Below are 18,584 nucleotides of genomic sequence, written 5' to 3'. Positions count from 1 at the left end.
GCAATCAGGCGATACGCGGCAGTTCGTTGAACTGGTGGAACGGCGGCGGGCTCGACAGCGTCCATTCGAGCGTCGTCGCGCCTTCGCCCCACGGATTGTCGGCGGCGCGCTTGCCCGCGACCAACGAGTAAAGGATGTTCGCGAAGAAGATCAGCACGCCCACGCCCATGATCACATAACCGTAGGACGAGATCAGGTGCCAGAAGGCATAGGCTTCCGCATAGTCGGGATAACGGCGCGGCATGCCCTGCTGGCCCAGGAAATGCTGGGGGAAGAACAGGACGTTCACGCCGATGAAGAAGATCCAGAAGTGCAGCTGGCCCAGGAACTCGCTGTACATCCGGCCCGACATCTTCGGGAACCAGTAATAGAAGCCGGCGAAGAGCGAGAAGACCGCGCCCAGCGACAGCACATAGTGGAAGTGCGCGACGACATAATAGGTGTCGTGCAGGTTCGTATCGACGCCGCCATTGGCGAGCACGACGCCGGTCACGCCGCCCACGGTGAACATGAAGATGAAGCCAAGCGACCAGACCATCGGGGTCTTGAAGCTCATCGAACCGCCCCACATCGTCGCGATCCAGCTGAAGATCTTGATGCCCGTCGGGACCGCGATCACCATCGTCGCCGCGGTGAAATACATCTTCAGGTTCACGCTCATGCCGACCGTGAACATGTGGTGCGCCCACACGATGAAGCCGACGACGCCGATCGCGACCATGGCATAGGCCATGCCGAGATAGCCGAACACCGGCTTGCGGCTGAAGGTCGAGATGATCTGGCTGACGATGCCGAATCCCGGCAGGATCATGATGTACACTTCGGGGTGGCCGAAGAACCAGAAGAGATGCTGGTAGAGGACGGGGTCGCCGCCGCCGGCCGCATCATAGAAGGTGGTGCCGAAGTTGCGGTCGGTCAGCAGCATCGTGATCGCCGCGGCGAGCACCGGCAGCGCGAGCAGCAGCAGGAAGGCGGTGACGAGCACCGACCACACGAACAGCGGCATCTTGTGCAGCGTCATGCCCGGCGCGCGCATGTTGAAGATGGTGGTGATGAAGTTGATCGCACCGAGGATCGACGCCGCACCCGCAAGGTGGAGCGAGAAGATCGCCATGTCGACCGCGGGTCCGGGCGAGCCGCTGGTCGACAGCGGCGCATAGACCGTCCAGCCGGTGCCGGCGCCAAGGCCGCTGCCGCCCGGGACGAACATCGACCCGACGAGCATGAAAAAGGCGACGAACGTCAACCAGAAGGAGACGTTGTTCATGCGCGGGAACGCCATGTCGGGCGCGCCGATCATCAGCGGCACGAACCAGTTGCCGAAACCGCCGATCATCGCCGGCATGACCATGAAGAACACCATGATCAGGCCGTGCGCGGTGATCATCACGTTCCAGAAATGCTTGGCCTGCACCTCGCCGGCGGCGCCGTCGAAGAATTGCGCCCAGCCGACCAGATGCTGGATGCCGGGCTCCGCCAGCTCCCAGCGCATCATGCCCGAAATCACGCCGCCGACGATGCCGGCGACGATCGCGAAGATCAGGTAGAGGGTGCCGATGTCCTTGTGGTTCGTCGACATGAACCAGCGGACGAAAAAGCCCGGCGTGTCGTGATCATGGTCGTGCGCATGGTCGTGGCCGTGCGCGGGTGCAGTCGCTGCGATATCGGTCATCTGTCGGACCCCTTGTTAATTCTTGGTAGCCGGCGCGGCGGCCGGGGCCGCTGCGGGCGCAGCTTCGGTCGTGGTGGCGGCCGGCGCGGCGGCGGGCGCCGCAGCCGGAGCGTCGGCAGCGGGGGCCGGCGCGGCGGCAGCGGGCGCGGCCTCGACGCCTGCCGGGTTGCCGCCCTTCGAGCGGACCCACGCTTCCCACTTGTCGACCGGAAGCACTTCGACGGCGATCGGCATATAGCCGTGATCGACGCCGCACAGTTCCGAACATTGGCCGTAATAGACGCCGACCTTGTTCGCGGTGAAGGTCGTTTCGTTGGCGCGGCCGGGGACCGCATCCATCTTGGTCCAGAAGGCCGGAACCGCGAAGCTATGGATGACGTCGGCGCCGGTGATGATCAGCTTCACCTGACGCCCGACGGGAACGACCATGCGGTTGTCGACGGCGAGGTGATAGGGCTCGCCCGCCGCTTCGGCCTTGTCCTTGGGCAGGATCTTCGAGACATATTCGCCGATGCCCTGGTCGGGATAGGCATAGCCCCAATACCACTGGTAACCCGTGACCTTGATCGTCAGCGCCTCCTTCGACGGCGGCTCATATTGCTGGGCCAGAAGCCGGATCGACGGCACCGCGATCACCGCGAGGATCAGCACCGGGATCGCGGTCCAGATGATTTCGATGAAGGTGTTGTGCGTCGTCTTCGACGGCACCGGGTTCGCCTTGGCGCGATAGCGGAACACGACCCAGAGCAGCAGGCCGAGGACGAGCAGCGTGATGATCGTGATGACGGGCAGCAGGATGACATGGTTGAACCAGTAAGCCTGTTCGCCGACCGGGCTGACCTGCGGCTGGAAATCGATACCCGCATCGACCGGTTGGCCGACGCCGGGGGTCGGCTTCATCGGGACATAAGTGGCGTCGCCGGCCGGGGCCGCAGCGGTCGTCGCTGCATCGGCGGCGGCCGGAGCCGGATTCGCCGGGGCCGTTGCCACGGGCGCTTCGGCCGGCGTTGCCGGCGCTTGGGCATGGCCGGCGCCCACCGCGCCGAGCGACAAAGCCGCCGCAATTACAAGGGTTTTCAAGCTCTTCATAAGGATAGTGCCGCCCGTTGCCTGTTGTTCTTATTGATGCCCCAGCCGGCCTTTCCCCACTGCCGGACATGCGTCCACGCAGCCATCGGACAGGCTGAATCTCGCGGGCGCTATAGACCCGCTTGCCGCTTGCCTCAAGCATCTCTAACACTATTTTGCGGCTGGTTAATCTTCGCCGCGCAAACCCGCTCGCCCGCCATGGGCGGCGCACAGGATAAAAGAATAATTCCTCCATGACCGACGATGAAATTCTGGCCGAATTCCGTGCCGCCGACGCCTTGCTCCAGGGCCATTTCCTTCTCTCCTCGGGCCGCCACAGCGAATATTATCTGCAGTGCGCGCGCGTGCTGATGGATACCGAGCGCGCCGGGCGGCTTGCCACCGCGCTCGCCGCGAAGCTGCCGCGCGAGCTGCGCCAGACGATCGACATCGTCGTCTCGCCCGCGATGGGCGGCGTGATTATCGGCCACGAAATGGGCCGCGCGCTCGGCAAGCCCGCGATCTTCGTCGAACGCCCGACCGGCACCTTCGAACTGCGCCGCGGCTTCGCGATCGATCCCGGCGCCAAGGTGCTGATGGTCGAGGACGTCGTCACCACCGGCCTTTCCTCGCGCGAAGCGATGGAAGCGGTGCGCGCCGCGGGCGGCGAAGTCGTCGCCGAAGCCGCGCTGGTCGATCGCTCGGCGGGCAGCAACATCGACCTCGGCGTGCCTTTCTATCCGCTCGTCGCGATCAATTTTCCGACCTATGCCGAGGATGAACTGCCCGAAACGCTGGCAGGAACCGAAGCGATCAAGCCCGGCAGCCGGAGCCAGGCGGCTTGAGCGGCGGCGCCCCTTCGCGCCTGCGGCTCGGCGTCAACATCGACCATGTCGCGACGATCCGCAACGCGCGCGGGGGCGAGCATCCCGACCCGGTGCGCGCGGCGGAGATCGTCGCGGCGGTCGGCGGCGACGGCATCACCGCGCATCTGCGCGAAGACCGGCGCCATATCCGCGACGACGACCTCGCCCGCATCCAGGCCGCGACCGACCTGCCGCTCAACCTCGAAATGGCGGCGACCGACGAGATGCTCGAGATCGCGCTGCGCCACATGCCGCACGCGGCGTGCATCGTCCCCGAAAAGCGCGAGGAGCGCACGACCGAGGGCGGGCTCGACGCCGCGGGCCAGCACAATCATCTCGCCCCCATCGTCACGCGGCTCAACGACGCGGGCATCCGCGTCAGCCTGTTCATCGAACCCGATCCGCGCCAGATCGAGGCCGCGATGCGCCTCCGCGCCCCGGTCGTCGAATTCCACACCGGCCGCTACGCGCATGTCGAGGGCGAGGAACGCGCCGCCGAACTCCGCCGCCTCGCCGACGCCGCCGCGCTCGCGTGGAAGAACGGCATCGAACCCCACGCCGGCCACGGGCTGACTTACGAGAATGTCGTCCCGGTCGCCGCGATCCCGCAGCTCGCCGAGCTCAACATCGGCCATTATCTGATCGGCGAGGCGATCTTCACCGGGCTCGAGGATGCGGTGCGCCGGATGCGCGCGCTGATGGACGAGGCGCGAGGCGCGATATGAAGCGAGGCGCGATTCTCTCCTCCCTGTGCCGAAGGCATGGGGAGGTGGCAGCGCGAAGCGCTGACGGAGGGGCTAATGGCGCAACGTCGCCGCCCCTCCACCATTCGCTTCGCGAACGGTCCCCCTCCCCATCGCTGCGCGACAGGGAGGATTTCAGTTGATCATCGGTCTCGGCTCCGACCTCTGCAATATCGAGCGCATCCAGAATTCGCTCGACCGCTTCGGCGAGCGTTTCGAAAAGCGCGTCTTCACCGACGTCGAGCGCGCCAAGGCCGCGCGCCGTCCCTTCACCCGCGCCGGCACCTACGCGAAGCGCTTCGCCGCCAAGGAAGCCTTCTCCAAGGCCGTCGGCACCGGCTTCAAGCGCGGCGTGTTCATGAAGGACATCGGCGTCGTCAACGCCCCCTCGGGCGCCCCGACGCTCGCACTGACCGGCGGCGCGGCCGAACGGCTCGCGCAGATAACCCCCTCGGGCCACACCGCGCATATCCACCTGACGCTGACCGACGACCATCCCTGGGCGCAGGCCTTCGTCATCATCGAAGCAATCAAGGACTGACATTTTCATGGCGAAGCGCGGTGCGAGAAACGGGACGAAAGACGACGGCGGCTGGGGCAAGCTGATCCGCGATGTCGTGGTGATTTTGCTGCTCGTGCTCGGCATCCACAGCTGCGTCGCCAAGCCCTTCTATATCCCGTCCGACTCGATGATGCCGGTGCTGCGCAACGGCGACCGACTCATCGTCAGCAAATATCCCTACGGCTGGTCCTATTCGTCGGTCAGCTTTCACCTTGCGCCCAAGGTTGAAGGCCGTCTGTTCGCCAAGCTGCCCGAACGCGGCGACATCGTGGTGCTTGAGCATCCGGTGACGCGGATCGATTACATCAAGCGCGTCATCGGCCTGCCCGGCGATACGATCGCGCTGCGCAACGGTGAACTCAGCATCAACGGCAAGCCGGTGAAGCGCGAGGTCCAGCCGATGCTGTCGATCCCCGTCGATCCCAACCTCCCCGGCCCCGACAGCAGCCTGTTCCGCTTCGTCAACCGCGATGCGAGCGGCAAACAGGTCCTCGAACTGCCGATCGTGCGCGAAACGCTGCCCGGCGGCGCGACCTTCGACACGATCGACATGGGTCCCGGCTATCCGACCGACGATTACGGCCCCGTCACCGTGCCCGCCAATCATCTGTTCCTGATGGGCGACAACCGCGACGGCAGCGCCGACAGCCGCGTCGACGTCAGCCAGAAGGGGCTCGGCGGCCCCGTCCCCTTCGACGCGATCGCCGGGCGGGCCGAGATCATCAGTTTTTCGACCGATGGGACCGCCGAATGGTATAATCCCTTGAGTTGGTTCGGCGCGCTCCGATCGGACCGCGCGGGAACCGATCTGCGGCCCGAACGTCAGGGCAAATAGGACAACAGGGAGCGGACATGGCGGCGACGAGAAAGACGACGGGACCACGCGCCGCCGCTGCCGCCGCCGGGACCGACGCGCATACCGAAGCCCCCGGCCCCACCGAGATTCGCAGCCAGCTTGTCCGCACCGAACTGCTCAAGGCCGGCGTGTGGCTCGGGCTCGCGCTGCTGATCGGTCTTTGCATCATCCTGATCCAGCCGATCCTGCTGATCTTCGGCGGCATCGTCATGGCATCGATGCTCGACGGCGGCGCGCGCCTCCTCGGCCGCATCCTGCCGATCGCGCGCGGCTGGCGCCTCCTCATCGTCTGCCTGTCGCTCCTCGCCTTCCTTGGCTGGACCGTCATGTTCGCGGGCTCGCAAATCGCCGATCAGGCCGCGACGCTGCAAACCGTCGTCATGGCGCAGATCGAACGCATCGCCGCCTGGGCGAGCGATCATGGCATGGGCAGTTTCCAGCTCGACACCAAGACGATCACCGACAATATCGCCGGCACCGTCGGCCGCGTCACCGCCGCGGTGGGCACCGTGCTCGGCGGCCTGACCAGTCTCGTGATGATCATCGTGCTCGGCATCTTCATCGCGATCGAGCCGCGACTCTACGAGCGCGGCGTCGCGTGGATGCTGCCGATGAAGTCGCGCGAGAATTTCTATATCACCACCGCGCGCATGGGCTTCACGCTCCGCCGCCTGATGGCCGGGCGCCTGCTCGGCATGCTCGTCGAAGGGATCGGCACCTGGCTCGCCTGCCTTGCGGTCGGCATCCCGATGGCGGCGCTGATGGGACTCCTCACCGGCCTCCTCGCCTTCATCCCCAATATCGGCGCGATCGTCTCGGGCGTTCTGCTCATCCTCGTCGGCTTTTCGGCGGGAATGGATACCGGTCTCTACGCGATCCTGATCTATTTCGTCGTGCAGACGGTCGACGGCTATCTGATCGTCCCGATGGTCGCGAAAAAGACCGTCGACCTCGCCCCCGCGCTCGTGCTGGGCGCGCAGATCCTTTTCGGCGCGCTGCTCGGCCTGATGGGCCTGTTCCTCGCCGACCCGATCGTCGCGATGATCAAGGTCGCGCTGGAGCGCGAGGCCGAACGCAATGCGGGCGCGGCGGATACGAAAACGGCGGCGGGCACCTAGCCCCACCGCCGCTTCACTCTTCGCTGGCCGCCGGCCTTTACGGCTGCGGAGCACCCGGGGGCGGACCACCGGGGCCGCCCGGACCACCCGGCATCATCTGTTGCTGCTGCATTTGCTGCATCTGCTGCTGCATCGCGCGAACCTCGGCTTCCGAGCGGAAGTCGAGCAGGGTGACGGTGAAGTGCAGCGTGCTGTTCGCCGGAATCGGCCCAGCGGCGCGGTCGCCATAGCCGAGCTGCGGCGGAATGCTGATCTTGTATTCGCCGCCCTTCTTCATGCGGGTCAGTGCTTCGGAAAAGCCCGGAACGACCTGCGCGACCTGCATCGGCGCCTGTTCGTTCGCGTCGAAGACCGTGCCGTCGTCGAGCTTGCCTTCATATTTGACCAGCACGACATCGGCCTTGGTCGGGCTCGGCCCCGTGCCTTCCTTGACCACCTCGAACCCGATGCGCGGGGTCATGTGCCAGGCGAAGGCCGCCGCCACGCCGATGAGCGCGAGCACGCCCAGCCCCAGCAGCCACAACCCGCCCTTGCTCACCGGGCGCAATGGAACCGTCGTTACGCTCATGTCTGCTGATCCTTCCGCTGCCCCGACCGGGGCGAAAATGCTGGCGAGGCCTATAGGCGGTGCGGCGCCGGGCGGTCCAGAGGCAATATGCGCGCCGGCGCGTATCCGCCGAAGTCGGCATTGGGGTGGAAAGCGGACTCTATCGGGGGGCCTGACGCTGCGAAGTCGTCATGGTGTTGAAGCGTGCTTCGCCGATCTCCGAAGCGTGGCTGGACGCGAACCGGTAGACGAATGTTGCGACACCAGCGGTGCCAAGCAAGATCAGTCCCGGAACAATAAAGCCCTCCGGCCAATCCGCATTCCACGAAAGAAAAATCGCTGCCGTGACACCGCAAACTGCGACCACGGTGGTGCCACTACGTGCAGGACTTAAATCTCTATAGGATTTCTTGTTGCTAGGTGCGGTGGCGCACCACGCCATGAACAGGATCCACCATCCAAGCCGGACGTGATTATGTAGATCTCCGGGTATGTCTGTCGAGGGCATGCGCACGTCGATATACGAAATAAGTAGCCAAGCGCCCGTCGCCATCAGCAAGAGGCTTTGGGTGACCTGCCTCCAGAACGGCCTCGTGCCAAATTTTCGAATTAAACCGCCCATTAGCGCTCCTTGCCTGTCGGTTGACAGGCAATATGCACAACTTCGCCTAAGTCAGCAATCGGTCGAAACCCGCCACGCTCCGCACCAACGAAAAAGGGCGCCGCGTTGCCGCGGCGCCCTTTTCTCGATCAGGATCCCGAACGGGAGACGGTCTTACTTGATACCGTCGCGCTCCATCCGCTTGCGCTCCATCTTGCGGGCGCGGCGGACGGCGGCGGCGTGCTCGCGGGCACGCTTTTCGCTGGGCTTCTCGTAATGACGGCGCAGCTTCATTTCGCGATACACGCCCTCACGCTGCAGCTTCTTCTTGAGCGCGCGAAGGGCCTGGTCGACATTATTGTCGCGAACGATGATCTGCATACGCCGTGTCGTCTCCTGTTCGTCAAAACGGTTGGCCACCGGATGCTCCGGTCTGCCGTAAACCGCCGATATTCGGGCAATAAAAAGAGCGCCGCGATCACGCGACGTTCCGATGAAGCGCCAACTAGAGAGATTCGCGCCAAAATGCAAGCCCCTGCGCGGCGAACCGCACCCGCCGCGCTGTCGGACCACCCTGCCCTCCCCGGGATTGTGCCGCGCCCCATCCTTATGGCATAGGTAGCAGGACGAAACTAACATCATAATGAGGGACAGGCCATGGCGACCCAGCTCAAGCGCAACAGCAAATATAGCGAAGCCGAATGGACGGCGCGGCAGGAGCTTGCCGCCTGCTACCGCATCTTCGCGATGATGGGCTGGGACGAGATGATCTTCAACCATATCACGGTGAAGGTGCCCGACGAGGAAGGCGCCTTCCTTATCAACCCCTATGGCCTGCATTTCAGCGAAGTCACCGCGTCGAACCTGATCAAGATCGACATCGACGGCAACAAGGTCGACGAGGACAATCCCTGGCACGTCAACAAGGCGGGCTTCGTCCAGCACAGCCTGTTCCACCGCGTCCTGCCCGACGCGCACGCGATCATCCACACCCACACCACCGCGACGGTCGCGGTCTGCGCGCTCGAGGGCGGGCTCCAGCCGGTGAACTTCTACGCCTGCAACTTCGCCGGCCAGCTCGCCTATCATGATTTCGAGGGTGTGACGGTGCGCGAGGAAGAGGGCGAACGGCTCGTCGAGAACCTCGGCGACAAGCGCATCCTGATGCTCAAGAACCACGGCCCCGTCGTGATGGGCAAGACGCTGAGCGAAGCCTTCATCAAATATTGGGCGCTCCAGCGCGCGTGCGAGATCCAGCTCGCGACGATGAGCATGGGCAAGCCGATCACCGTTCCCCAGGAGGTCATCGCGGTCCATCAGCGCGACCTGTTCATGGCCTCGATCCCCGGCCAGGCGGGCAAGGCCGAATTCGACGCGATGGTGCGCAAGGTCGACAAGCTCGACACGAGTTGGCGTGACTAATCCGCTCGCTGCGCTAACAGGGGCGGCATGACGCGATTCTCGGTCAACGACCGCCCGGTCGAATATCGCATGGACCCCGAAACGCCCCTGCTCTGGGCGCTGCGCGACGCGTCGAACCTGACGGGGACCAAATATGGCTGCGGCACCGGCGATTGCGGCGCCTGCACCGTCGACATCGACGGCGAGGCGATTCGCAGCTGCCTCGTCACCATTGCCGAATGCGAAGGCCGCTTCGTCACCACGATCGAGGGCCTGTCGCGCGACCGCAGCCATCCGGTGCAGCAGGCGTGGGTCGCCGAGCAGGTGCCGCAGTGCGGTTTCTGCCAGTCGGGGATGATCATGTCGGCCGCCGCGCTGCTGCGCGCAAACAGCAACCCGAGCGATGCCGAGGTCGACGCCGCGATGACGGGCATCTGCCGCTGCGGCACCTATCCGCGCATCCGCACCGCGATCCGCCTCGCCGGCCGCGTGATCCGCGGCGAGGAGCGCATCGCCGCCGCGCCGCCCCCCGGAATCCGGCCCGAAGACGCCGCGCGCGCCGTCCCCGCGCTGCGTCCGCCGCGCGGTAGCTGAACCGCAGGCAACGATTCGGTCAGCTATCGATCATCTTGCCAATGGTAAGAATCGCTTCATCATCCCGGCTGGTGTCTCCAGCACACGGGACATGAGTTGGAGAATGGCGAGATGAAAAAGATGTTCGGAGGGTTGCTGATCGCGGCGACGATCCTGACCCCCATTGCCCCGGCGGCCGCGCAGGCGGCCGGCGAGAGGGTGCAGATCGCGCAGCGCGGCGACCGTGGAGACCGGGGCCCGCGCGGCCCCGAAGTACGGCGCGGCGGCAATCGCGGCGGCGAAGCCCGTCCGCAGCGCCAGCGCAGCGAGCAACGGCAGGTCCAGCGCCAACAGCGCAGCGAAATGCGTCAGCAGCGCAGCGAGACCCGCCAGCAGCGTGGCAACGACCAGCAACGCCGGGCCGAGCGCCAGCAGCGCGGGACCGACCAGCAACGCCAGCAGTGGCAACAGCGCCGCGAACAGCGGCAGCGTCAGGCGCAGCAGGTCCAGCGCCAGCGCGGCGGCACCTATGACCGCAACCGCGACGGTCGCACCGATCGCCAGTGGGATCGCAACCGCAACGGCCAGGTCGACCGCCGCTACGATCGCAACAATAATGGCCGCGTCGATCGCCGCTACGATCGCAACCGCAACGGCGATCTCGATCGCCGCTGGGACCGGAACAACAACAACCGCGTCGACCGGCGCGACGGGCGTTACGATCGCAATCGCGACGGCCGGATCGACCGGCGTTACGATCGCAACAACAATAACCGCGTCGATCGGCGGTACGACAACCGCAGGCACAGCTGGAACCGCGACTGGCGCAACGACCGCCGCTATGACTGGCGCAGCTATCGCGACCGGAACCGCAGCTATTACCGCATGCCGCGCTATTACAACCCCTATCGCGGTCGCGGCTATTCGCGGTTCAGCATCGGATTTACACTCGGCTCGCTCTTTTACAGCCAGCGTTACTGGATCAACGACCCCAGCTATTACCGCCTGCCGCCCGCCTACGGCGGTACGCGCTGGGTCCGCTATTATGACGACGCGCTTCTGGTCGATACTTACTCGGGCGAGGTCATCGACGTGATCCACGATTTCTTCTGGTAATATTCCTTTCGGTTATCAGATGACAAACTGAGGGGCCGGCTTGACCGGCCCCCTTTTTTTTGCGCGATTGACGGTCGCCAAAAATAACCGTCGCCCCCCCGCGAAGGCGGGGGCCTGGAGAGGATGCGCGAGGCCGACGGCCGCCCCCGCCTTCGCGGGGGCGACGATTGGTCCATTCCCCCTTGCCCTCCCCCACCCGCTCCGCCACGATGGCGCGATCAAACAGGGGAGGCTTCATGCGTAAATTGGGATTGGTCGCGGCAGCGACGCTCGCACTGCTCGGAACCACCGCGCACGCGAAAACCACGGTCATCTATGCCGCCCGCGTCATCACCGACGCGAGCAAGCCGGCGCAAGGCCCCTCGACCGTCATCGTCACCGACGATCGCATCACCTCGATCGCCACCGGCCGCGCCGAAGCGCCCGCGGGCGCCGAAGTCGTCGACCTCGGCGACAAGATTTTGCTCCCCGGCCTCGTCGATCTCCACGTCCATTTGACCGGCGATCCGGGCGACGATTACCGCGCCGCGGCGGTCGATCCCGACGAATGGGGCGTCGTCGTCGGCGCCAAGAACGCCGCGATCACGCTCCGCGCGGGCTTCACCACGGTGCGCGAGGCGGGGTCGGCGCAATATACCGCCTATGCGCTGCGCCGCGGCACCGCGAACGGCTTTATCGAGGGGCCGCGCATCGTCGCCGCCGGCCCGGCGCTGTCGATCATCGGCGGCCACGGCGACGTCACCGGCTTCCGCGAAGATGTCCACGACGTCCTCGACACGGGCTATACCTGCACCGGCGCGCTCGAATGCGCCGAGAAAGTGCGCAAGGCCTCACGCGCCGGCGCCGACGTGATCAAGATCACCGCGACCGGCGGCGTCTTGTCGCAGCAGGCGCGCGGGCTCGAAGGTCACTTCACCAGCGCCGAACTGCAAAGCATCGCCGACACCGCCCATTCGCTCGGACTCAAGGTGATGGCGCATGCCCACGGCGCGGGCGGCATCACCGCGTCGGCCGCGGCGGGCATCGACAGCATCGAGCATGGCACCTTCGCCGACGACGCGACGCTGAAGGTGATGAAGGCCAAGGGCACCTATCTCGTCCCCACCCTCATGGCGTTCGAGGGGATCCGCGAGCGGCTCGGCAAGGGCATCTATACCCCGACGGTCGAGGACAAGGTGCGCATGACGCTCGGCGACGTCGGCAAGGCGGTGACGCGCGCCAAGGCGCTCGGCGTTCCGATCGCCTTCGGCACCGACGCGGGCGTGTTCGAACATGGCCGCAACGGCGGCGAGTTCGCGCTGCTCGTCAAATATGGCCTGACCCCGCGCGAGGCCCTCGCCAGCGCCACGACGGTCGCCGCGAAGCTGCTGTCGATGGAAAACGAGATCGGCCGGATCGCGCCCGGCATGTCCGCCGACATGATCGCGGTGAGCGGCGATCCGCTCGCCGACGTCACCGCGCTCGAAAAGATCGACTGGGTGATGGCGCGCGGCCGCATCGCCGACTGACCCGGCAAGGTCACGCGGCGCGGCGCACCCGTCCCCGCGCCGGCGCGGCCGACTTCAGCCCGATCAGCGCGTCGATCTCGACCGCCTCGGCGAACTGGACGCCGACGCGGTTGTCCGCCGTCCAGCGCGCCTCGGCGTCGACCGACTGGCCGGCGCCGAAATCGAGCGTCAGGCGCGTTCCCGCCGGGACGTTCCACAGTCCTTCGATCAGCGCGCCGCGCGGCGACATATTGCGGACGATCGCTTCATAGCGATATCCGCCGCTGTCGATCTGGATGGTGCGAAAGACCGTCAGCCGCGGCTCGCGCGTGCTTTTGAAACCCTTCGCCTCGACGCGCCCGCCCCCCTCGCGGAGCAGCGCGACCACTTCGGCAAGGTCCATCGGACGGCCATAGATATAGCCCTGGACATGGCTGCACCCTAGCCCGCGGACCAGCGCGAGATCGTCGTGCGTCTCGACCCCCTCGGCGGTCGTCTCCATGTCGAGCGCGGTCGCGAGCCCGACGATCGACGAGATGATCGCCGCGTTCATGCTGTTCTTGTCGGCCGCGCCGAGAACGAAGCTCTGGTCGATCTTGATCTTGTCGAACGGCGCCTTCTTCAGATAGCCGAGTGCCGAATAACCGGTGCCGAAATCGTCGAGCGCGAGGCGCACGCCGGTGCGTTTCAGCTTCTGGAACATCGCCAGATTCTCGGCGCTTTCGTCGAGGAATACCCCCTCGGTGATCTCGAGCTCGAGTTGCTCGGGCCGGACCCCCGCCGCCGACACCGCGTTTACGATCGTCGCGGGCAGCTTTTCGTTGGCGAACTGGCGCGGCGAGACGTTGACCGCGACGCGGTAGCCCGGGCCGAGCTCCGCAATCGCGGCGCAGGCCGAGCGGATGATCCATTCGCCGATCGGCACGATCAGGTTCGATTCCTCGGCGATGGGGATGAATTTCGACGGGCTGATCGTGCCCGCGGTCGCATGATGCCAGCGGATCAGCGCCTCGAACCCCGAAATCCGCTCGCTCGCGACGTCGACGATCGGCTGATAGAGCAATTGCAACTCGTCCTTCGCCAGCGCGTCGCGCAGCGCGTCCTCGATCGCCTTGCGCTCGCTCGCCTGGTTGTGCATCGCATCGGCATAGAAGCGATAGACGCCGCGCCCCGCATCCTTCGCCGCATAAAGAGCAAGGTCGGCGTTGCGGACGAGCGCCGACGCGCTCACTCCCGGTCCTTCCGATACCGCAATGCCGATCGACGATCCGACGCGCACCTGCTCGCCCTCGATTCCGAACGGTTTCGCGAGGCTCAGGAGGATCGCATTGGCGATGCCCGCGAGCTTTTCGGGCTGGCTCATCTGCGGCACGACGATCTGGAACTCGTCGCCGCCAAGGCGCCCGACCTGCCCCTTGTCGCCGACGATCTGCGTCAGCCGCCCCGCGACCTGCTGCAACAGCTGGTCGCCGACGGGATGCCCCAGCGTGTCGTTCACCGCCTTGAACCGGTCGAGATCCATCAGCAGCAGCGCGCAGGGCTGCGGCTGGCCGCTATGGCTCTTCAGCGCGCGCTCGAGCAGGTCGGTGATGTGGCGCCGGTTGGCCAGGCCGGTCAGCGTGTCATAGCGCGCGAGCTGGTTGATCTCCCGCTCCGACCTTTTCTGGTCGGTCAGGTCGGTGCCGCTGCCGCGAAAGCCCTGGAAATTGCCGAACTCGTTGCTGATCGGCTGGCCCGAAATCGACCACCAGCGTTCCTCGCCGGGCACCGCCGCCTGCACCGTCAGCTCCTTGAACGGCGTGCGCGACGACAGGCTGAACCCCAGCGTGCGCTCCTCGCTCTCGTCCTTGCCGACGCGCTTGCGGATGATGTCGGTAAAGGGATGGCCGAGCAGGTGGGCGAGCGGCCGGTCGAGGCGCGCCGCGACGGTCGGCGAGATATAGACGAGCCGCCCGTCGCGATCGGTTTCCCAGAACCAGCCGCGCCCCGCGCGTTCGAAATCGCGCATCAGGTTGAGCGCGCGCTGCTGATCGCCGATCGCGAGGCGCGCCGCGCGCGTCGCGCGCCGTTGATGGCGGACATCCTCGCGCATCATCGCGATCAGCAGGCCGAGGAAGATGAAACCCGCAACGCCGAACGGCCATGACGCGACCCCGATCGCGCCCCCGAGCACGGTCGCTCCGGCAAAGGTGAAGAAGGCCGGCCGCACGATCGCCGCCGCCGACGCCGCGACCAGCAGCGAGCCGACATGGATCGCGGTGAAAGCGTCGAAATAGCTGCCCTCGTCGGGAACCGCGATCGCCGCGAACATCGCCGCCGCGTTGAGCAATGTGCCGAGCGCGATCAGCGCCATGCACAGCATCGCCATCGTCCGCACCCGCTGGTGGGCGATCGGTCGCGGCCGGCGCATCGCCTGCCCGATCACGGTCAGCACCACGTCGCACGGAAGCCCGGCCGCCATCACCAGCCAGTGCGAGCGATGATCGAGGAAGCCGGCGACGCCCGGCAGGAAGGCAAAGGTCAGGAAGGCGAGGACGCGGCCGATCAGCACATAATGCCACAGCTTCGCGACGCGCATGACGTCGGTGACGAATTCGGGCGAATCGAACGGCGACTCGCCCGCCGCCTGATCGCCCGCTCCCGGCCGGATGATGGTGCGCCTTACCCCCAATTTCCCGATATTCCCCGCTTTCCGTTATGGCGGTTTCAGTGGTCGAAGGGGGTTACCAAATCCTTACCGCAGCGCCCCGATTTCCGCCGTTATTGTGCCAAAACGGAAGGGGTTACGTTTCGGTTCGCAACTTGTTATGAGTCGGCCATGGCTGCTGTTCGCTTGTTCCCGCCCGACCGTTTTTTCGACCGCGCCCAATGGTCGGCTATCACGCGCGCCTCATCGTGGCGCGGCATCTGGCTGGTGGCGCACGCATGGATCGTCAGCATCGCGCTCGTCGGCCTCGCCGCTTGGTCGCAAAACCCCGCGCTATGGCTGATCGCGGTGATCTTCGTCGGCGGCCGCCAGCTCGGCCTCGCGATCCTGATGCACGACGCGGCGCACGGCGCGCTACACCCGAACCGGAAACTCAACAATTTCCTCGGCCAGTGGCTGACCGGCGCCGCGGTCGGGTCGGACCTCATCGCCTATCGCACCTATCACCTCCAGCATCATAAATTCACCCAGCAGCCCGAGGACCCCGACCTGTCGCTGTCGAAACCCTTCCCCACGACGCGCGCCAGCCTGCGCCGCAAGATGCTGCGCGACCTGACCGGGCAGACCTTCTTCAAGCAGCGCATGGCGCAGTTCGGGTTCGCCTTCGCGGGTCTCAAGGCGATGCTGCGCGGCGAGGCGGCGCAGAAGGGCGCCGCGAGCACCAAGGCCGGCACGCCGTTCAACAAACAGTCGGACGACGGCATGACGTCGCCGACGATCGACGTCGCGGGCGCGATGGCGGTGGCGCGCGCGGTCGGCCGCTTCCTCACCGTCCAGGCGGGGCTGCTCGCCCTGTCGCTCGCGCTCTATGGCTGGACGCCCTGGCTGCTCTGGCTCGCCGGGCTCGCGACGACCTTCCAGCTTTACCTGCGCGTCCGCAACATCGCCGAACATGCCTGCACGACGACGGGCAGCGAGGACCCGTTCACCCACGCGCGCACCACCCACGCGGGCTGGCTCGCGCGCGCGACGGTCGCTCCATATTGGGTGAATTATCACGCCGAGCATCACCTGTTCATGGGCGTGCCCTGCTACCGCCTGCCCCAGGTCCACGCCGCGCTCGGCCGCTCCGGCAAGCATGATATGATGACGATCGCGCCGAATTACACGGCGGTGTTGCGGCAGGTCACCGCTGCCGGCTGATCAGCCTTCCTGCACGAACCGCGCTCCCGCGCGATCCTTCACCGTCTTCGCCGGATCGAAGATCATCCCGTTCATCGCGACATAGACCCCGGGCGGCAACGTCTGCACCGCCGCCAACGCAAATCCGACGTTGAATTCGGCGTCGCTGGCGCGCACCGACGCGGGCTGCATCGCACCCGTCATCACGATCGTCTTGCCCGCAATCCCCGCGAGCACGCGCCCGGTGACGACCATCGTATCGGTGCCATGCGTGACGAGGATGCGCGACGCGTCGCTCGCGGCGACCGCGGCGCGGATCGCCTCACGGTCGGCATCGCCCAATTCGAGGCTGTCCTTGCGCATCAGCTGCGTCACGCGGTGCGCGACATGGACATTATTCTCGCGCAGCATGTCGGGGATCGCCGCGGGCCCGATCTGGAACTCGCTCAAGGCGTCGAAATAGACCTTGTCGATCGTCCCGCCGGTCGTGAAAATGTCGATGACATCGCTCATGCCAAAGCCTCGGCGATCAGCCGCCGCGTGTTGTCTATCCCGAACAGCGCGATGAAGCTCCCCATCCGCGGCCCCGCGCTCGATCCGAGCAGGGTCTCGTAGAGAGCTTTGAACCAATCGCGCAGGTTTTCAAAGCCAAAGGCCTCGTTCTTGCCGATCTCGTAAACGATATTCTGGATGTCGTCGGCCGACGCATCGGCGGGCAGCGCAGCCAGCCTGCCGTCGAGTTCCTCCAATGCCGCCCCCTCGCCGCCCATCGGCTTGCGGCGCTGCAAGGTCGGCGCGACGAAATCGCGGTTATACGCCATCGCATTGTCGATCAGCCGGTCGAGTTCGGGATAACTCTCGGCATTGGCGCCCGCGACATATTGGCCGAGGTAGCGCCAGATCTGCTCCTTCGACGCATCGGCACCCATCACTCCGACGAGGTTGAGTAGCAGCCCGAAGGTCACGGGCAACTCGGTCGCAGGAACATCCTCCCCGCGCGCGACATGGACATGATGCACCGGATTGCCGAGCTTCTTGTCGCCGTCCTGTCCGGGATAATTGCCACGCATCTGCAGATATTCGTCGACCGCCTTCGGCACCACGCCGATATGCAGCTGCTTCGCCGCCTTGGGCTCGCGGAACGCGAAGAAAGCCAAGCTTTCCTCGCTGCCATAGCTCAGCCATTCCTCGATCGACAGGCCATTACCCTTCGACTTCGAAATCTTCTCGCCCTTCTCGTCGAGGAACATCTCGTAGATCAGCCCCTCGGGCTTGCGCCCGCCCAATGCCTTGGCGATCTTGCCCGACTGGACGCCGCTGTCGGTCAGGTCCTTGCCGTACATCTCGTAATCGACGCCCAGCGCGACCCAGCGCATCGCCCAGTCGACCTTCCACTGCAACTTCGCGCCGCCGCCCAAAACCGAATGCGTGATCGTCTCGCCTTCGTCCTCGAACGACACGAGCCCCGCGTCGGCATCGACCACCGTCACCGGCACCTGCAGCACGATCCCCGACCTGGGACTGACCGGCAAGATCGGCGAATAGGTCGCCGCCCGCTCGGCGCGCAGCGTCGGCAGCATGATGTCGAGGATATCCTGATTGTGGCGCAGGACATTCTTCAGCGCATCGTCGAACGCACCCGCCTTATATTGTTCGGTCGAGCTCACAAATTCATATTCGAAGCCGAACCGGTCGAGAAACTCGCGCAGCATCGCATTGTTATGATGCGCGAAACTTTCGAACTTGCCGAACGGATCGGGGATTGCGGTCAGCGGCTTGCCCAGATATTCGCGCAGCATGTCGCCGTTCGGCACATTGTCGGGAACCTTGCGCAGACCGTCCATGTCGTCGCTGAACGCGACCAGCCGCGTCGGCGCGGCCACCCCGGATTCTTTGGCGGTCAGCGCCTCATAGGCGCGCCGCACCATCGTCGTGCGCAGCACTTCGTTGAACGTGCCGATATGCGGCAGCCCCGACGGGCCATAGCCCGTCTCGAAAATCACCGCCTCGCCGCCGGGCTTTCCATCGGGATAGCGTTTGACCAGCTTGCGCGCTTCCTCGAACGGCCAGGCCTTGGACGTTTGCGCGGGTTCGCGCAGCGAAGGATGAAGGTGCAAGTCGGTCATCCCGCGCCCATAGCGGCAA

The 18,584-nt window shown here is 65.7% G+C and carries 18 protein-coding genes; 10 read left to right on the top strand and 8 right to left on the bottom strand.

Annotated features, from left to right (window positions below):
* Positions 1-4: 4 nt before the first annotated feature.
* Together ctaD and coxB are read right to left on the bottom strand one after the other, a co-directional pair.
* Positions 5-1,672 (bottom strand): cytochrome c oxidase subunit I, encoded by a 1,668-nt coding sequence (gene ctaD, locus GGR90_RS17195; RefSeq protein ID WP_167922638.1) that lies wholly within the window; start codon positions 1,670-1,672, stop codon positions 5-7.
* A gap of 15 nt (positions 1,673-1,687) precedes the next feature.
* Positions 1,688-2,761 (bottom strand): cytochrome c oxidase subunit II, encoded by a 1,074-nt coding sequence (gene coxB / locus GGR90_RS17190; protein ID WP_167922637.1) that lies wholly within the window; start codon positions 2,759-2,761, stop codon positions 1,688-1,690.
* 233 nt (positions 2,762-2,994) lie between these two features.
* Here coxB and pyrE point away from each other — a divergent pair, with 233 nt between their 5' ends.
* From pyrE to GGR90_RS17165, 5 genes are all read left to right on the top strand, one after another.
* Positions 2,995-3,585 carry an orotate phosphoribosyltransferase gene (gene pyrE, locus GGR90_RS17185; RefSeq protein WP_167922636.1) on the top strand — a complete coding sequence of 197 codons (591 nt, stop codon included), beginning with the start codon at positions 2,995-2,997 and terminating at the stop codon, positions 3,583-3,585.
* Positions 3,582-4,331 (top strand): pyridoxine 5'-phosphate synthase, encoded by a 750-nt coding sequence (locus tag GGR90_RS17180; RefSeq protein ID WP_167922635.1) that lies wholly within the window; start codon positions 3,582-3,584, stop codon positions 4,329-4,331. Before pyrE ends, GGR90_RS17180 begins: the two co-directional genes overlap by 4 nt.
* Positions 4,332-4,488: 157 nt before the next feature.
* Entirely contained in the window at positions 4,489-4,890 is a 402-nt protein-coding gene (gene acpS / locus GGR90_RS17175) for a holo-ACP synthase (RefSeq protein ID WP_167922634.1), read from the top strand.
* Between the two features lie 7 nt (positions 4,891-4,897).
* A complete protein-coding gene (lepB, locus tag GGR90_RS17170; RefSeq protein WP_167922633.1) occupies positions 4,898-5,746 on the top strand; it encodes a signal peptidase I in 849 nt (282 codons plus the stop codon).
* Positions 5,747-5,763: 17 nt separating this feature from the next.
* The gene (locus tag GGR90_RS17165) at positions 5,764-6,885 is read left to right on the top strand and encodes an AI-2E family transporter (RefSeq protein ID WP_167922632.1); all 1,122 of its coding nucleotides are present in this window, start codon (positions 5,764-5,766) and stop codon (positions 6,883-6,885) included.
* 37 nt (positions 6,886-6,922) lie between these two features.
* On the opposite strand, the gene GGR90_RS17160 is transcribed toward GGR90_RS17165, so the two are convergent.
* The 3 genes from GGR90_RS17160 to rpsU all read right to left on the bottom strand — a co-directional run bounded on the left by GGR90_RS17160 (position 6,923) and on the right by rpsU (position 8,414).
* Entirely contained in the window at positions 6,923-7,453 is a 531-nt protein-coding gene (locus tag GGR90_RS17160) for an FKBP-type peptidyl-prolyl cis-trans isomerase (protein ID WP_167922631.1), read from the bottom strand.
* Between the two features lie 139 nt (positions 7,454-7,592).
* Positions 7,593-8,054 (bottom strand): hypothetical protein, encoded by a 462-nt coding sequence (locus GGR90_RS17155; protein WP_167922630.1) that lies wholly within the window; start codon positions 8,052-8,054, stop codon positions 7,593-7,595.
* A 153-nt stretch (positions 8,055-8,207) separates the two neighbouring features.
* Entirely contained in the window at positions 8,208-8,414 is a 207-nt protein-coding gene (rpsU, locus tag GGR90_RS17150) for a 30S ribosomal protein S21 (RefSeq protein WP_037510267.1), read from the bottom strand.
* A gap of 276 nt (positions 8,415-8,690) precedes the next feature.
* Between rpsU and GGR90_RS17145 the strand changes: the two genes are divergently transcribed.
* The 4 genes from GGR90_RS17145 to GGR90_RS17130 all read left to right on the top strand — a co-directional run bounded on the left by GGR90_RS17145 (position 8,691) and on the right by GGR90_RS17130 (position 12,631).
* Positions 8,691-9,455, top strand: a complete 765-nt coding sequence (locus tag GGR90_RS17145; protein ID WP_167922629.1) for a class II aldolase/adducin family protein — start codon at positions 8,691-8,693, stop codon at positions 9,453-9,455.
* A 27-nt stretch (positions 9,456-9,482) separates the two neighbouring features.
* Positions 9,483-10,028 carry a (2Fe-2S)-binding protein gene (locus GGR90_RS17140; RefSeq protein WP_167922628.1) on the top strand — a complete coding sequence of 182 codons (546 nt, stop codon included), beginning with the start codon at positions 9,483-9,485 and terminating at the stop codon, positions 10,026-10,028.
* 111 nt (positions 10,029-10,139) lie between these two features.
* Positions 10,140-11,123 (top strand): RcnB family protein, encoded by a 984-nt coding sequence (locus GGR90_RS17135; protein WP_245198788.1) that lies wholly within the window; start codon positions 10,140-10,142, stop codon positions 11,121-11,123.
* Positions 11,124-11,359: 236 nt separating this feature from the next.
* Positions 11,360-12,631: a metal-dependent hydrolase family protein gene (locus GGR90_RS17130; protein WP_167922627.1), complete on the top strand. Its 1,272-nt coding sequence runs from the start codon at positions 11,360-11,362 to the stop codon at positions 12,629-12,631.
* Positions 12,632-12,641: 10 nt separating this feature from the next.
* Here the strand turns inward: GGR90_RS17130 and GGR90_RS17125 are convergent, their stop codons facing one another.
* On the bottom strand, positions 12,642-15,281 hold the full coding sequence (locus GGR90_RS17125; RefSeq protein ID WP_167922626.1) for an EAL domain-containing protein: 2,640 nt from the start codon (positions 15,279-15,281) through the stop codon (positions 12,642-12,644).
* A 147-nt stretch (positions 15,282-15,428) separates the two neighbouring features.
* On the opposite strand from GGR90_RS17125, the gene GGR90_RS17120 reads away from it, so the two are divergent.
* Entirely contained in the window at positions 15,429-16,460 is a 1,032-nt protein-coding gene (locus tag GGR90_RS17120; protein WP_167922625.1) for a fatty acid desaturase family protein, read from the top strand.
* Here the strand turns inward: GGR90_RS17120 and GGR90_RS17115 are convergent, their stop codons facing one another.
* On the bottom strand, positions 16,461-16,952 hold the full coding sequence (locus GGR90_RS17115; protein ID WP_167922624.1) for an asparaginase domain-containing protein: 492 nt from the start codon (positions 16,950-16,952) through the stop codon (positions 16,461-16,463). It lies immediately after the preceding gene.
* Complete coding sequence (locus GGR90_RS17110; protein WP_167922623.1) at positions 16,949-18,565, bottom strand: lysine--tRNA ligase; 1,617 nt, start codon at positions 18,563-18,565, stop codon at positions 16,949-16,951. The genes GGR90_RS17115 and GGR90_RS17110 overlap by 4 nt, the downstream gene beginning before the upstream one ends.
* Between the last annotated feature and the right edge of the window lie 19 nt (positions 18,566-18,584).

It is taken from the genome of Sphingopyxis italica (assembly GCF_011926545.1).
Lineage (GTDB): Bacteria > Pseudomonadota > Alphaproteobacteria > Sphingomonadales > Sphingomonadaceae > Sphingopyxis > Sphingopyxis italica.
The sequence above is the reverse complement of the archived record's forward strand: the minus strand, read 5'-3'. Positions and strand labels throughout refer to the sequence as shown.